General features: G+C 45.5%; 2 protein-coding genes. Both read right to left on the bottom strand.

From position 1 onward, the window contains the following. Nucleotides 1–5: 5 nt before the first annotated feature. The gene (locus MHI58_RS01995; RefSeq protein WP_368004364.1) at nt 6–8,204 is read right to left on the bottom strand and encodes an amino acid adenylation domain-containing protein; all 8,199 of its coding nucleotides are present in this window, start codon (nt 8,202–8,204) and stop codon (nt 6–8) included. A 13-nt stretch (nt 8,205–8,217) separates the two neighbouring features. Beyond that, nucleotides 8,218–18,360, bottom strand: a complete 10,143-nt coding sequence (locus tag MHI58_RS01990; protein ID WP_045035150.1) for a non-ribosomal peptide synthetase — start codon at nt 18,358–18,360, stop codon at nt 8,218–8,220. Between the last annotated feature and the right edge of the window lie 28 nt (nt 18,361–18,388).

The following is an 18,388-nucleotide window of genomic DNA, read 5'->3' as shown; positions in this document are numbered from 1 at the left end:
CGTCCTTACCCCTTTACGATCGTTTCAAGAATCTGCGCAAGTTGATCTGCCTGCGGTCTTTTCATCATGGTCACATGGTCGCCTTTTATTTGATAATACGAGCACGTTTCTCTCGTGTAAGCTTCCCAATCGGCAAATTTCTTCTGGAAATCTGTGGCGTGATCGCTGCTTTGTATAATATAAAACGGCACAGAGAATGGGTCTTTTTCTAATTCAATGGCTTGTGACATGATGGTGTTATGAGTCTGCATTTGCAAGTATTTATCTAAATAGTGATCATTCATAAATTGATGAACGACTTCATCCTTTTCTGCTTCTTTGAGGATTTTCTGCTTCACTTCTTGGAAGCTGAGCCCTTGTAATGCTTCTGGTTTGATGCCGACGAGGTTCCCCATACCTAGAACGAGGGCCAGCATTTTCACTTCTTCTTCGTTCATATCGGCATGAAGCGCTTGATCTGCCTCATCTCTTAATACCGGAACCGTATCTAAAATGATCAATCCTTTTGGCGCTTTTCCTGCATGACAGAGTCTCTGATTCATTCCGTAAGCAAGATGTCCGCCCATGGAATGCCCTGCCAAATAATCAATGCCTGGTCGATAGAATGTTTCAATGGCTTCAATAAAAATGGTGACAAGCTCTGTATAATGAAGGAATTGTGGTTCTTCATCCTCATACAAGCCTGGAGACTGCAAGGCGTAAACAGCTCCTTCATGTGTCATGAGCTTGGCCACATCAATATACCCCATCACCGTTCCACCAGCAGGCGGTGCAAAGAAAATTCTCGGTTCAGCCGGATCCCCTTTTTTCAACTCGATTACATAGTCTTTCGGCGCTCTTTCGACAGGCTCGCCTGTTTCTGGCACTGTGTCCAAATATGCCGCTAACTGCGCTGGCGCTGGGTACATGAAAATCCATTTCGGATCAACACGGACACCTTTTTCTTTTAATTTGGCAACGGCTTGAATACTCATAATGGAATCTCCGCCTAAATCAAAGAATGAATCATGAATTCCTACTCGTTTGACACCAAGCACTTCACTGAAAGCTGTCACAATCAGCTGCTGGGTTTCTGTTGCCGGTTGATCGTCTTCATGTGAGGAAGAGACTGCGTCTGTCGGCTCCGGCAATACTTTTTGATCGACCTTCCCATTTGTTGTGACAGGAATTGCGTCAAGTACGATAAAGTAACTTGGAATCATATAGCCTGGCAGGCTTTCCTGTAAAAATGCTTTCCATCCGGGAACAGGCTCTCCCCCATCTGTAACAAGGTAGGCTGCCAGCCGTTTTGAGCTGCCGTACGTTTTAGCAATAACGGTACATTCTTTTACTTGTGGGTGTTTGAGCAGGGCTGTCTCAATTTCTCCACATTCAATTCGGTAGCCTCTAATTTTCACCAAGTTGTCTTTTCGGCCAAGGTATTCAATACTGCCATCAGACCGCCATTTCCCTAGGTCACCGGAACGATACAGTTTGTCCCCTTTTAATGCCGGGAATGGATTGTCAATAAACCGCTCCTGCGTGCGCTCTGGGTCATGCAGATATCCTTTTGCCAGCCCTGTTCCGCCGATATAGATTTCTCCTTTGACGCCTGTTGGTACTGGATTGAGATGATCATCTAGTATGACAACCGTTGAGTTGGCGACTGGCACACCGATTGGCACTGATCTTGCATCCTCCGGTACGTGTGTGACTTGATAAGTGGTCGCTAATGTTGTGTTTTCTGTTGGACCGTAAGCATTGATCAGCACACCCTTCATATGTGGCAATGCCTTTCGTGCATGCTCACTAGACATGGCTTCTCCGCCAACAAGTAATGTACGGTATCCAGCTACACTTTTTGGATCATGCTCAATCAGCCGGTTGAATAAAGCAGTTGGCAAACAGTTGGCTGTGACTTGATGCGTTTTGATTAAACGAGTTAATTCGTCCATATTCAGAGCAGCATATTTCGGGATCAGAACCAGCTGACCGCCATTGAGCAGCATTCCCCATAATTCAAAGGTAAAGGCATCAAATGCATAGTTAGACAGCTGAAGCATTTTATCTTCTGAACCAAGCTCAATATAGTTTGTTTCTTTCACTAAGCGGACCACTCCTGCATGAGGAAGCATCACGCCTTTTGGTGTGCCTGTTGAGCCTGAAGTGTAGTTAACATAGGCAAGCTGGTCTTCTCCTACAATCGATTTTTCCCTTTGATACACTGCGCCTGTTTCTGGTAACGGCTTGTCCATTTCAATCTTTGTGCCGCTCAGATCGTCTAAACGATTAATCAGATGCGACTGGGTTAAGATGATATCGCTTTGTGTATCGCAAACGATCAGACCGATGCGGGCATCTGGATACTCAGGTGACATCGGTACATAAGCAGCACCCGACTTGACGATCCCTAGAACTGAGACCATCATGTCAAACGAACGATCAAACAGCATCGGGACAAGTGAACCTGGTCCAACGCCCTTTGACTGTAAATAGGCAGCCAGTTTTGTCGCCTTCTCGTCTAAATCTTGATACGTCATATGCTCTTCCATATAAGATACAGCAATCCGGTGCGGGTCACGCTGCACTTGTTCTTCAAATAATTCTTGCAGCGTACGCTTTGGATAAGGCGTGTCAGTTTGATTTTTCCCTATGATCATGGCATTCTGTTCTGCTTTGTCCATGACGCAAAAGTCAGCAAATGTCCGTTCAGGCTGAGCCGTCATACCATCTAACAGATTGAGATAATAATTCATCATACGGTGGATCGTTTCTTGCTCAAATAAATCCGTATTATATTCCACATGGATAGACAGCTTGTCCTCCTGCTCAAATACATGCAAGGTGAGATCAAATTTAGAGACGGTATGATGGACCATCACTTGTTCCGATGTCAGTCCTTTTAGGTTGATATCCAGCGAATCAGTGACATACCCCATGGCGACTTGGAAGATCGGTGAACGACTTAGGTCTCTATCCATTGAAAGGTCATCCACAAGCTTGTCGAATGGATAATGCTGATGCTCAAAGGCTTTTAACGTCATTTCTTTCACCTTTGCCAGTAAATCGGTAAAGGTATCGGCTTTTGAAACGTCCTGTCTCAGCGCCAATGTATTGACAAACATGCCCACGAGCTTCTCTGATTGTTCGACATCACGGCCAGCGATCGGCGATCCAACAATGACATCTGTTTGTCCAGACAACTTGTGAAGTAGGACATAATAGGCTGACAACATCGTCATAAATAGTGTTGTCCCCTGCTGCCTCGACAAGGCATGTAAACGACGAACAAGCGGTTCATCTATCACGATTTTCTCTGTAGCCCCATTAAATGTTTGAACCGGCGGACGAGGACGGTCAAACGGGAGCTCTAATACCGGCAACTCTCCTTGTAACGTTTCTAGCCAATAGCTCTGAGCCTCATGGTGGTTCTTTAATTGCTCATTCTCCCAATGAACATAATCGGTCCATTCAATCTCAAGTGCAGGTAGCTCAGGCGTTTTCTCTGATAATAGCGCACCATACACGACTTCTAATTCTTGAATAAGCAGGCTGAGCGACCATGCATCGGAAATGATATGATGCTGCGCACAAAGCAAGTAATATTCCTCTTTCCCCATATCAACAATTGTCCACTGTGCAAGCGGTCCCCGTTCTAAGTCATAGATGCGGTTCGCCTCTTGCTGAATCAGCTGTTCCAATCTTCTTACTCTTGTTTTTTCATTAAATAATGAGAAGTTCGCAACGGTTACTGATGGCGGAAGATCTTCACGGATGACTTGAACCGGCTTGCCGCCAATGGTTTGAAATGTTGCGCGCAGTGCTTCATGACGTTTTGTTAAGAGACCGATCGCCTTTGTTAACGTTTGGATGTGTAATTGGCCCATCAGCTTCCAAGCACCTAATATATTGTAATGATGGCTCTTTTCTAATGTAGATAAGAACCAAATTCGCTTTTGAGCGTGTGACAGCTCATAGCTTGTTCGTTTTTCCAGCTTTGGAATGCCGACTTCCTGAATGGCTGGTGCTCCATTGATGTCATCGACCATTTGTGCCAAGTGTGCCAGATTCTTGCTTTCAAATAATATTTTTAGCGGTGCCTTTATTGAAAACTCATGATTAATACGAGAAATCGTTTGAGTGGCCTTTAATGAATGTCCACCAAGGTCAAAGAATTGATCCTCTTTGTACACACGATCGACTTCTAAAATATCCTCCCATATGGCCGCAAGCACCTGCTCTGTCTTCGTTTCTGGCAATTGCTTTTCAAACGGCTGTGCGTGTTTGTGATGGAACTGTTTGAGGGCTTCATGATCAATAGAGCCATCTTGTTTTTTCGGTATATCTTCCACTTGCCTGATGTCCCATTTCCCCTCTATGATGTCTGTGATCTTGTCAACATCCACTTCTTTGCCTGATTGCACCGTATAGTACAGTTTCTTTTCAAAATGTGGTATTGGTGCTGGTTGAAGATGTTCAGCGATTTCTTGATTCGCCCCATCTAGGCCAATAAATAGATGCGCTTCATTCAGCCGAACACCTAGACATAATGAATGGAGTCCTTGTTTTTTTCCAATCAATTGAAAGCCCTTGCGAACGGTTAGCGCAGCCCCAGTATGTCCCTTAGACAAACCAAGATTATCCCACATGCTGAAATTCAACGAAATCGCTCTTCTTCCCTCATGATAGGTAAGAGCATGTGCGAGTCCATCTAAAAAGCTGTTCGCCGCAGAATATGCGCCAAATGTGGTGCCGCCAAAAAAGCCATTCACTGATCCAAAAAAGACGAGTGGAACTGACGGGTCATGCTTGAAAGCTTCCTGCAGCACCCAAGCACCATCTGCCTTCCCTGAAAGTTCTTTGACGAAATCTTCTTCTGTTGTATGAGCCAGTGTGTACGTATCCACATGCTGAAAGTGCTCAGATACATTGCCAGCACCGGCTAAATGAAGCGCTCCTCGGATCGACTGTCCGAAATGCTTTTCTGCTTCATAAATCGCCCGCTCGACGTCACATAAATTCGTCACATCGGCTTGTACATAAAGGACGTCTCCCAGATCTTTAAGCTGTGAGAATGACGCCTCTTTTTCTCTGTCTTCTTCAAGGGATGTCCGTCCAATTAACACGAGCTTCAAGCCAAATTGGAGCATTTGCTTAGACAGTTCAAATCCAATACCGCCAAGCCCGCCAGTCAGCAAGTACAAGCCTTCATATTCTAAAAACCCTTCTGTCTGAGGTGCCGTCATCATATTCACTTTTTCCAGCTTTGGTACGAGACGCTGGCCATGCCGGTAAGACACTTCTGCTTTCAAATGAATCGCACCTAGTTCGTCCGCAATATGCTTGGCATCCTGTTCCACATTCTCCGCTTCAATATCAAGGTGAGACACTTCTGCCCCTTCCCATTCTTGCGGGATGGTTTTTAATAATCCGGCAAGAGACGTTTTCTCCACATGAAGCTCATCTTGCGGTTTTACAAATTGACCACCTTTTGTGACAACAACGAGACGCATCGGCTCTTTATTTTCTTGTCTCAATGCTTGATACAAATACAAAATGGATTGGCTAGTGCTTGCATTCAGTTCTTTGAACTGCGCAGGGCTCGCAATCATCTCCCTGTCTGATACATTCCACAAGTGGAGCATACGGTCAATTTTTAATTCATCGGCTTCAAGCGCCGCCACAAGCCTGACGTAATCCCCCTTGATTCGAGGGTTCATCTGATACATCCCTTTTGACAGGCGTAAAAATTCATAACCCTTTTTCACAGAAACATAAGGCAGGTTCATTTGTTCAAATTGTGTATAAAGCGATGGATAAAGCCCTTTTTCATCCTCAAATACGAGTACATGATCAGTGGAGACTGGCTGAGATGGACCGATATTCTCTTTTACCCAAATACGTTTAAAGAACCAATCTGGGAGGGTTTGTTCATTTTCCGAAGCAAGATCAAGTGCATGTTCAATGTCATGAAATACCCCATCTTTCAGTGCCGCACCTAGTTGGGCACGTTGGATTTTTCCGCTTTCTGTTTTCGGAAATTGGTCTTTTTTCACCGGAATGATATGGTCAGGTTCGATTCCCATTTTGCGAATGATGCTCTCTCTAATCTGCTGAATCATTGTGATTTGATCCTCTATCGAATCCTTCTGCGTGACAAAAAAGACGGCGAGTGTGTCATTACTTGATTCGGGATTGTAAATGCCGTACGCAGCGGCAAAGGTGACTTCAACCCCCTCAACTTCTTCCACAACGGCTTCAATTTCGTAATTCAAATAGTTCGCTCCGTTGATGACGATGATATCCTTTTCCCGTCCTGTGAGGACTAGGCGCCCTTCATGAATAAATCCTAAATCTCCTGTATGAAACCAGCCGTTTTCCGCAAATACTTCTTCATTGGCTTCCTCATTTTGATAGTAGCCCATCATAATCGTTGGACTCTTCACCTGCAAGCGGCCGACTTGATCTTCTGGCAGCACTTGGTGATGCTCGTCTACAATCCGAATCCATACAGAAGGGATGGGTGCACCGACTTCTGTAAAAGTCATCTTGTGCGGATGATCGTGCGTCACATATTGAATCTCACTTGTTAATGAGGTCTGATCAATGGTCAGTTGTCCACCCTGATCATCATGACGCATGAATTCTTTTGACTGGACAATGGCTGATGATGTTTCTGACATGCCATAAGCCGGCACCATCGCATGGCGGCTTAATCCGTGCTCACCCATGATGTGCATGAAACGCTGCGTCACTTTAGGAACAACTGCTTCGGCGGCGTTCATGATATAGGTCAAGGTGGAGAGATCCCAGCTCCCTTTGCGAATGTCGTCTTCATATTCATTCATCATCGCAAAGGCAAAGTTTGGCGCCCACGTCCTTGTGACACCGTATCTTTCTACCCAATCCAGCCACACCATCGGCCGTTCGATAAATTGATCAATGGATGGACTAATTTGCTGGCAGCCGAGGTAGACATCATGGACATGAAACATGACAATGCCCCCTACATGATCAAGCGGCATCCAGTTCATTGATACATCCTCATGCGTGAAACCATTTGCCTGCTCAAAGGAAATGATTCTAGATAAAATGCTTTGATGGTTGTGCCGGATACACTTTGGCACACCCGTACTTCCTGAGGACAGCAGCTGAAGCACAGGCTCATCCGGCTCTGGTTCATAATGCTGTTCATCTGGGTCACAGGCAAGTAATGTTTCGATTGTTAAAATCGGAATCGCTTTTGATTCAAACGTTTTACGTAGCCCTGCAATGTCCTCAGCACTCGCTTCGTTTGTAATAATGAATGGTTCATTTTGCAGCTGAAACACGCCCTTGAGCTTGTTCACACCTTGATTCATTTCATCATACACAGGTGGTACAGAGACTGGGGTTGGAATGATTCCACCGAGAATACAGCCCCAGAATACTGTGATAAAATCTTGATGGTCTTTCAATTGAAGCAGCACTTGATCGCCGTTTGAAAGTCCGGCTGCCCTTAATCCAGATAGGACACGTTCCGCTCCTGTGAGTAATTCCGGGTAAGTCTGGATCACCTCATGACCGCCTTCTTTGAGATACGTGACTCCGCGATTTGGTGACATAAAGGCGGCTCGGATCAGTACCTCTGTCAATGTGACTGGTGTACCTGGTTTTCTGATCACATCACCTCCATAAACAAGAGCTGGTGGTTTTTCTTGTACGGAGGATTGTATGGTTTGACTGACTTCATCTTTTGAAAACGATTCGTTTCCATTTGTACGCTGTCTATCTGGGAAGAGGTCATCTAAATGATAGGGTGTTTGTTTTTCTGTCTGTCTCTCTATCAAAACGGCTGCTTCCTCTACTCCATCTATGGCTTTCGTGCGCTCTTCTATCTTTCTTCGTTCCTCTTCATCTAGTACGTCAATGGCAAGCAGCGCCTCGGTATCGACCGCTCCACTTTCTTTTCGAGGCAAGGAAGGGACGAGGACGAGTGCGGCTGGCACTTCATCAGGATGAAGTGGTCCTTTCATCAAATCCTCTCTTGTCAGCGAAGGGTCCTTCGCCTGTGCAAACAGCACAAGCGATAGGCCTCCTTCTTGATTTTTCTTCGGGATGAGCGCACATTCCTTTAGTGGAAAGTGAAGCATGAAGACTTTCTCTAATGCTTTGAGATCGATTCGTTTTCCATTGATCCTGACAATATGATTTACTGCATTTCCTTTTCGTCTACTAACTAGCATTCTTCTTCTCCTCCTACATCCAATCCAAAATCTGAATCTTGCTTTCTTCCGTCCAAACGCCGACATCCCCTGTCGGATAAAGGTATTCGCCTGTTTGATGTTTGAATGGATGCGGAATTTTATGCGCCTCCATCCAATCGGCTAGCTCTCCAAAAAGTGCTTTGATCTCTTTGGCGCCGATAAAAATATCTCCAGGAAATCCAATCGGCATGAGCTGATGTTCTTCATTCAGGACATATATTTCCGTTTCATAGGCAGGATCATGTACGCCTGCATAAACTTCTTCTTGGTCTGGGTATAGCACGCTGACATGTGCGTTTTTCGCCCAATCACTGATCATCCGTTCTTTTTCCTCATCTGTCACAATGGTGAAGGAAGATAGCGGCGTATCCACTTGTTCTGTCATGGCTTCAAGTGTGTGAATCAGCTGCTGCATCAGCGTTTGTATTTGCTTTTCTGTATATTGATTTAAGTTGTATGTGATCCGAAGCTCCAGCGTATCTCCCGGCACTGCAACAAGGGTTAAGTCATAATTTGTTTCTTCATGACTGGCGATGTCTAAAATGCGTACGCCATACGGCTCAATGGATTCAATCGGATAGTTTTCAAACACGACAATGCTGTGAAACAATGCCTCTCCATTTGGAATTTCCGTCATCTGCTGAATATCTGGCAATACGGTATACTCGTATTCTCTCATCTGAAAAACGGTTTCCTGTGTATGGGCGAGCAATCGCGCAATCGTCCAGTCCGAATGGATCGGTAGACGAAGCGGCAATGTGTTAATAAAGAGCCCTGTCATACTTTCCACTTCTGGTAAGTCAGCTGGCCGGCCAGATACGGTCACCCCAAATATGACATCCTCTGCGCCCGAATGAAGGTGCAAGAGCAGTCCCCACGCTGATTGAATCAGTGTGCTCATCGTGACCTTCTGCTTGCCAGTCATCTTCTCCAGCTTCTGCTGCATCTCTGGCGTCAGTTTGACGCTGGACTGCGCCATGCTTGCTTCTTGGTCTGAAGCATGTTCTTCGCCATCTCCTGGGAGCGGTGTCGCTTCCTCTACGCCTGACATATAACGCTGCCAGAATTCTTGCGCCTTCTCTTGATCCTGCTTTTGCAGCCATTCGATAAAATTTTTATATGGACGGACTGTAGAAAGACTGATCTCTCGTTCGTCCACAAGAGAGCGATACAGCGCAAAGGATTCCTGAATAAAACTGAACAAACTCCAGCCATCGATTAAAATGTGATGAAAACTAAAGACAAACGTGCATCTTTCCTCATCACAACGGAATAAAGCAATCCGAATCAGCGGTTCATCTATATGGTCTAAATTGAAATCCTTTGAACGATCAGATACTAAAAATTGTTCGATTGTCTCTTCTTGCTCCGCATCACTCAGGTGGCGCACATCGTGCTGAGTGAGGTGGATGCTTCCTTCTGATTGAATGAACTGAACAGGCTCCTTCAGCCCTTCCCAAACGAATTTTGTTCTCAAAATCGAATGACGTTCTACAAGAAGGTTCCAAGCTTGTTCATAGGCATCACCGTTTGTTAAGCCTTGGAGCGTCATATGCACCTGACCAAAATAAGCTTGTGAGGCTTGATCTAGCAGTGCATGAAACAGCATTCCTTGCTGCATTGGAGACAGCGGATACACATCGACTACATTGTCTGGAAGTTCATCTATTTGCTTTTGCGTAAGCTGAACCATCGGAAAATCAGATGGTGTAAAGCCGCCGCTCGTTTCAACACAATGCGTCAAGATGATCTCCATTTTTTCTTTAAAACGTTCAGGTAACAACCGCACCTCTTGATCTTGCAGCAGTTCACGATTGATCATAAAGTTCATCTGCAACTGACCATCTGTCACATATCCATACACATCGATCAAATGCTGTCTTTCTGCTTTCGGATCGTGAACATGTCCATTTCGTTCGTCTGCGATATAAAGCTTGGCTTCGCCATCTGCCTGATCTAACTGACCGAGGTAATTAAAACTCATCTGCGGCGTTACCGTTTTGAGTAAACGAGGCTCTGTCATGTATTGAAGCAAACCATAGCCGATTCCCTTTTGCGGCACAGCTCGTAAGGTTTCTTTGACGTCTTTGATTTGTCTTGCAACATCGGTTTGTATAAAAGGAATAAAAATAGGATAAGAGCTTGTAAACCAGCCGACTGTCCGTGACAAATCCATCTGTTCAAATAAATCCTCGCGTCCATGCCCTTCTAACGTGATAAGCATTGGCTTTCCAATGGCTTGCGTGAGTCCTGATAACAGTAAATCGTTAATCTCTGTTCGGTATGCTTGTGAGGCCTGTCTAAGCAACATATCTGTTTGTTCCTTTGTGAGCTGAACCGACAGGATCTCTGCATGTTCTTCTATATTAGAAAGCGCAGGCAGTTGGAAAGGAGAACCTTCTTCCTCTTGATCCTTGATTTTTTGCCAAAAAGAGGCCTGCGCTTGTAATTGATCTGTTTGTGCATATTCATATAAGGCATCTGCCCACTGCTTATAGGAGGCGGTTTTTTTCGCAAATAGGATGTCCTGCCCCGTAGCAAGCTGTTTCAATCCATTTAGTATATCTTCTTGTATCATGCGCCATGATATGCCATCCATGACGAGATGGTGTGCAGCAATAAAGAGCTCAGACGTGTCTTCACCTGTATGAAAAAGAATCGCTTTGATTACTTCTCCGCGCTCTAATGACAATGTTCCTTGACAGGCACTTGTCTCCAAGCGGATTTGTTCCTGTGCTTCCTCCTGAGATACATCCGTCACATCAAAGAATGTGACACAAGGTGTGACACCAGGTTCACGAATGGTTTGAATCCATGTGCCATCTGCCTTTTTTGTATATATAGCTCTCAGCATATCGTGATGATCGACCAGTTTTGAAAGAACCTGTGTTAACTGTTCATGTGGAACAGATCGCTTCATTTCAATATGCGCCGATAGATTCCAATAATCTTGATTGGTCATCGATTGCTCAAAGAACCAAGATTGAATCGGGAGAAGACGAACCTCTCCTGTCACAGGTGATTGATCATAGACCGTAGAGACCTCTGCCTTTCTCATCGCTTGTGCGAGTTGTGAGATGGTCTGTTTTTCAAATACATCTCTCGGCTGGATGACGTAGCCTTCCTGTGCTAAGCGTGCCACCATTTGTATGACAATAATGGAATCTCCGCCAAGCTCAAAGTAGTTATCATGGACGCCAATAGAAGGAACGCCTAGCAGCTGAGACCACACTTTTTCTAACACACGTTCTTCCTCAGTAGCTGCTTTGTCAATGGCTGTTTCTACTTCTTCTTGTCTCCACTCTGGCGGGGGAAGACGCTTTTGGTCTACCTTGCCATTTGGCGTGAGCGGTAATTCATCCAGCTCTATTAATAGGCTTGGTACCATATAATCTGGCAGAATGTCTTTTAAGTTATGGCGAATGTCTTGCGTGGTCATGCCGCCTTTTTGGACAAAATAACCGATCAATCGCTTATGACCACTCTCATGCTGATGCGGGATAACGGCACATTCTGTGATGTCATCAAATGTCAGCATAGCGGCTTCAATTTCTCCGCATTCCACGCGGTGTCCACGAATTTTCACTTGATGATCGATTCTTCCAAGACAGTCAATGATGCCATTTGACAGCCAGCGTCCCATATCGCCTGTTTTATATAAACGCGCTCCTTCTTGGAAAGGATGCGGGATAAATGATGATGCTGTTTTTTCTTCATCTCCAAGGTAACCAAGTGCTAGCCCTGTGCCGCCAACATAAATTTCGCCGATGACGCCTTGCGGAACTGGCTGCATTTGGTCATCTAATACATAAGCTTGTGAATAAGCAATAGGCTGTCCAATCGGGACCGTCGCCTGATCTTCTTCTAGTGCTCGAATGTGATGCACACAGGAGAACGTCGTATTCTCTGTTGGTCCATATCCATTTAAAAGCCCTTCAGGCAAATACGGTAGTGCTTTTCGGATATGAGCGGCTGATAAGGCATCTCCGCCGATCAATAATGCATGAAGTCCAGATAAAGCTTCTGGATGTTCTTCTGTTAAACGGTTGAACAGCGGCACAGTCAGGAACCCTGTAGTAATCTGATAAGTTTTTAGTGCTTCCGCTAATGTATCCATTGATAAAATGGTATTTCGATCCGTCAGTATGAGCCTTCCCCCGTTTAAAAGGGCACCCCATATTTCATACGTAAATGCATCAAAAGAGAAGCTAGCGATTTGTAAAATGCGCGTTTGTTCATTAAGGGTGACATAGTCTGTTTCACAAACAAGCCGGACGACCGCTTGATGCGGGATCAGTACTCCTTTTGGCTGTCCAGTTGACCCCGATGTGTAATTGATATAAGCAAGTCCATCAGGTCTTAGTGCAGCGGGCATGACCTCTGCTTCTGGTAAAAATTCTTCATACCCTTGATCAAGACAAATGAGTTCCGTTTGATGGATGGATACTTTTTTCAGCCATTCATTTTTTGTCAGTAAAAGCTGAATCCCTGTATCTCTCATCATATAGTCAATGCGGGCATCTGGATATTCAGGATCAATTGGCACATAAGCCCCGCCTGCTTTCACAATGGCCAGCACCCCAAGAATCATTTCAGGCGATCTGTCGATGAGCAGTCCAACTGGTTCATGCGGCGTCACGCCTCGCTGCTGCAAATAGCCTGCTAGACGATCGGCTTTCTCATGTAACTCCTGGTACGTCCACTCATCTCCTTGAAACTCGAGCGCCACTGCATGTGGTGTCTTTTTCACTTGCGCTTCAAATCGTTCCGTCATAAGCAGCGAACCTTTTGGTTGATCAGTCTTTCCGCTCCATTCATAGAGCAATTGATGCTTTTCTTTCTCTGGCAGGAAATTCACTTGTCTGATCGGCTGCGCTGGATTTTCACAAATGCTTTCAAGCAGGTGCTCGTAGTATGCGAGGAATCGCTCCATCGTGTCATCAGAAAATAAATCTGCTTGATACTCAAGTTTTAACTGAAGACCTTCAGCTCCTTCAAACACAAACAGGGAGAGATCAAATTTCGCTGTATCATTATCTTCAATGGCTAAAACCGACGTCGCCTCCCCCATTGGAGATGCTTCAAGCGGTAGGTTTTGCAGAACAAACATGACCTGAAACAGCGGCTGCTTACTGGCATCACGCACAATATTCAATTCATCGACCACCATCTCAAACGGCACATCCTGATGTGCATAAGCACCGACGGTTGTCTCCTTCACTCGCTCTAATAATTCCGTAAAGGCTGGATTCCCGCTATGGTCGATTCGAAGCGCCAATGTATTCACGAAAAATCCGATTAAATGCTCCATTTCCGTTCGATTTCTCCCAGCAATGACCGAGCCAATGACAAACTCATCCTGTGAAGACAATCGATGTAAAAGCGTAGAGAAAGTCGAGAGCAAGGTCATATACAGTGTGCTGTCTGTTTTCTTGGATAGCGCCGCAATCTTTTTAGATAGTGACTTCGACAGTTGATATGTTTTCGTCTTCCCTTTGTAGGATTGAACGGCCGGCCGCGGATGATCATACGGCAATACCAACTCTTCAACAGGTGCCGCAAATTGCTCCTTCCAATAGGCAAGCTGCTTACGCAATGGTTCTCCTGTCAAATACTCCTTCTGCCACAGTGCGTAATCCGCATATTGAATAGGCAGTGCCGGCAAGTGAGGCTCCCGCCCTTCGATCGCCGCTGTATACCACTCAGATAATTCTCTTGCAACAATGCCGATCGACCAACCATCTGACACGATGTGGTGAATGGACATCAGCAAGATATGCTCTGCGGATGAAAGTCGAATCAGCTTCACTCGAAAGAGCGCTTCGTGTTCTAATTGAAAAGGTGTGGATGCCTCTTCTTTCGCCCATTCAGTCGCTTTTTGTTCTTTCTCTTCCTGTGACGCTATGCCTGAAAGGTCCATCACCTCAAGCTCTGGCAGGGCCATCTGTTCATGAATGACCTGTACCGGTTCATCCCCGCTCATCGTAAAAGAAGTTCTGAGCGATTCATGCCTTTCCACCATATGATGCAGACTTTCCTGAAGCACCTTGATATCTAAAGGCCCATTCATCCGAAACGAAATCGTATTATTGTAAAATGGCAGATCCGGCTCTAATTGATAGAGGAACCACTGTCTTTGCTGGGCATAAGACATCGGAATGTCCTGACCCTTCTCCATTTTTCTCATCGGAATCACTTCATCTGCTTTGGCATTTGAATCGATCCAGTCTGCTAATTCTCCGAGTCTCGTATGTTCAAACAACACAGCAAGCGGCACGTCAAACCCTGTTTTTTGCCTAACCGCAGACAGCATTTGCGTCGCCTTCAGCGAATGACCTCCTAGTAGAAAGAAATGATCGCCGCAGTTGACATCTGAGACACCGAGCAGCTCTGACCAAATGTGTGCGAGCAGTTTCTCCGTTTCTGTGTGAGGTGCTCTGTTGTCTGAATCCATTCCGTTTTCCTCTATTAATTCATGAAAATATGCCTCGTCTGGCGCTCCATCTTCTGTTTCTTTCCAATATTCCTCAGGAAACAAATGTACGGCATATTCACCAGATAGACGGGACTGTAAACATGTATGAATCGATTGATAAAGCCGCTCTTCCACCGCCTTTGTTTGATCCGTTTTGAAAAAGACGTAAAAGGTCTGCTCTGTTTGCATCTCCGCATCCGCATGGATCATCTCGTGAATCTCTTTCTTCGATCGATCCAATCCCGCATAAATGAGCGGAGCATCTGTCATCAGACATGCGAGCATTGTTTGGAAGCCTGCCTGCTTTGAAATTGGTAGATAACCTCTTTCTTTTAACATGCCTTTTATCATGGAGCCTTCACTCATGCCAATCTCGTCCCACATGCTGAAACTAAAGCAATATGGCTTCACTGTAGATGTCAGCTTCTGATAATGAGCAAATTGTTCCACGAACTCATTGGCAGCGCAATAGGCGCCGACAGTCATACCGCCCTTGAGCGTTCGGGCTGACGAGCTGGAAAGAAATAAAACATTCCTGCGTTTGGAGGCAGCTTCATGAAGCGCAATCGTTCCATATACCTTCGCTTCGTACATGTCATTCAGAGACACAGATGTCATATCAGCAAGTAGTTCTTCTTGAATGATACCTGCGAAATGAATGATGCCATCCAGCCTTTGATTTCCAGCGACCTCATGTCTAGAGATAATCGCTTCCACCTCTTTTTCAGCCGTGATGTCTGCTTTCTCATACAGAACCTTGCCGCCATGCACTTTTGCCTGCTTTTCTAGCAAAGACAATGTCTCTTGCTGGTCACTAGAAAGTGCCTCTCTCTCTTTTCTTCCAAGCAACACAAGATGTGCTTGATAAGATGTCAGTAGGTGTTCACTGACTAAACGTCCAATTCCGCCTAGCCCGCCTGTTATGACATAAAGCCCAGATGATTCAAATGGCGGCTCTTTCCTTTTCTGTTCCTTTTCCAAATGAAGAGGTGCTAAAAAGGGAATATAACGAACACCGTGACGATAAGCAGCGACATGACGGTCTTGGTCATGTGTGAGTTCTGCCATAATCGCCATTGCATGGGAATGACTAGATACCGATTCTGCTAGAGAAAAATCAAGACATTGCACCTTGATAAACGGCCATTCATGCTGAACTGCTGTCATCAGTCCGGCTGTCGTTGCTTTTTCTACATCGTGGATGTGATCCTCCGGCACATTCATCGCATGGGTTGAGACAAAAGTGATGGCCACCTGCTCCTCATAGACGGAAATGGCTTTTGTTAAAAATAATGCACTCATGCTGCCCGTTTTCTGCGCTTGTTTCGCCTTGGCCACATAAAGCTTGTCTTCTTGGTTTGTATAGTTCCAAAGGTGAATGATGTGTTTCACCGAAACGCCATACGAACGGAGCGTCTCAAAGAGTTGTTCGTAGTCAGACGGCCGATTCGGGTGGATGATGAAGTGAGTGTGTGTGAGTTGTTTGAACGCTTGACCCGGTTCAACCGTAATGTATGTTTGTTCACTGTTTGCAAAAGATTTCAATTGATCTGCCAGTCCTAATGGATCTGCGAAGATCACAACGTCCCCTACGATCTGCTTGTCAGCTGCATCAAGTGGAGCAGGTATCCACTTCTTTTGATAACTCCAATCAGGCAAGGTATGTTCATTTTCAAGTCTCATGTCCATTTCCATGATCATTTCATCAAATTCGCCTTCTTGCCATCTTGTCTTGAGCTGTGCCCTTTCTATTTTTCCAGAGCTTGTTTTGGGAAATGCATGCTTCTGGACAGGAATGATGCGAGATGCAGACAAGCCCATTTTTGTTGCAATATGGGATTTAATGTGCTGACTTGCCCTCATAATATAAGCCGGCTCATACAGCTTCGGTGTAAAAAAGAGAATCAGTTCATCGGATGCAGAAGCCTCCATTCGGACGGAACAAGCAGCCACAAAGCTCGTTTCTACTCCTGGTACTTCCTCTGCTATGGCTTCAATTTCATAGTTGTGATAGTTTTTCCCGTTGATGATAATCATGTCTTTTTCTCTACCGGTTAGTGTCAGCCTTCCTTCGTGCAGGAAACCTAAATCACCCGTGTGAAACCAGCCATCCGCTTGAAATACTTCTTGATTCGCTTCGTCATTCCGGTAATAGCCCTTCATGGTGGTTGGGCCTTTTATTTGCACACGGCCAATATGATCTTCTGGAAGAAGCTCATGCTGATGATTGACGATGCGTATCGTGATACCTGGAATCGGTTTGCCCAACTCTGTAAAGCTGACGGTTCCTGTCTCACGTGCTTCTGCTGGTCTTAGCTGCTCTGTCAGCGACGTTTCCTCAAAGGTCAGAACCCCGCTGTTTTCATCTCCACGCTCAATCGCAAAGGAAAACACAACCGCTGATGAGATTTCAGACATGCCGAAAGCCGGTCTGATCACATCTCCCTTTAAGCCGTGCGGAGCAAGCAAGTTTAGAAATCGGTGGATGGTTTTTGGAACGACCGCCTCTGCCCCATTGATCATGCAGGTCATCGCCGACAGATCCCAAGACCCTGATGAAATCTCTTTCTCATAATCGTTGATCATCGCAAATGCAAAGTTAGGTGCCCACGTCTTCGTTGCACGGTAGCGGTCCATCCAGTCAAGCCACCGCAGCGGCTGAGCGATAAAGTCATCTGTTCTTGCCCGAATCTGCTCGCAGCCTGTGTACACATTGACAAGATGGAACATCACAATGCCACCAATATGATCTAAAGGCATCCAGTCTAACGAGACATCCTCTTGTGTAAATTGATTCGCTGCCACTGTTCCTTTGACGTTCGCCAGCACACTTCTATGGGAATGCTCTACACACTTTGGCATCCCTGTACTTCCAGACGTTAAGATAAAGAAGACGGAATCATCCGGCGCGGCAGGATGAGCGGATGTATCTCTTTCTAATGTCAGCATCGGCTCAACTGCTGCGACACGTAATTGGTCTGTATGCCACAGTAAGGCTAACCCTTGCACCTCCTCGATCAGTGAGTCATCTGTTAGGATGAGCGGATGCTCGAGCAGCTTCCAAGCATGATGAAGCTTCTTCACTGCAGCATTCATCTCCCGATAGGTTGGGGCAGCCGACACAAGCGTTGGAACAAATCCGCCTAATACACATGCCCAAAAGGCAGTGACCATGGCATGATTCGATGAGAATTGAAAGAAAACAGGATCGCCTGCCTTCAGCCCCAGTGCCCTTAAACCAGTCAGAACCCTCTCGGCGTCTCCTTGTAACTGTGCATAAGATTGTGTGAGTTCGTTCTTGCTATTCACGATATACGTAAGCCCATTTGTCGTTTTTGCAGCCTCTGTTAAGACTTCCTGTAAGGTCTGTGCGCCTTGTGTGACGTCGAGATCCCCTCCATAGGAAAGAGCGGGCGGCATGTCGGCCAAAGCAGGTACAGCCGTTTGCGTCTGTATCGCTTCCGCTGCGGCCTCCTGCTCAATGTGCTTGTCGAGAAATAAATGAGAGAGGTGATACGGCCGCGGTCGAATGGTTTTTTCACGTGAAAAAACAGCGAAGCATTCGATTTCGTTGGTTTGTAAAATGGTTGTCTTTACATCTTGTAAAATCGCATCCATTGATTCATGTCTACTCGTTTGGTTAATGGTTGATGGTTTCATATGAGTTCCTTTCCTTTTTTGTTAGGCA

This window comes from Bacillus sp. FSL K6-2869, from assembly GCF_040869405.1.
GTDB lineage: Bacteria > Bacillota > Bacilli > Bacillales > Bacillaceae > Bacillus > Bacillus altitudinis.
This window is presented reverse-complemented; position numbering and strand designations above follow the sequence as displayed.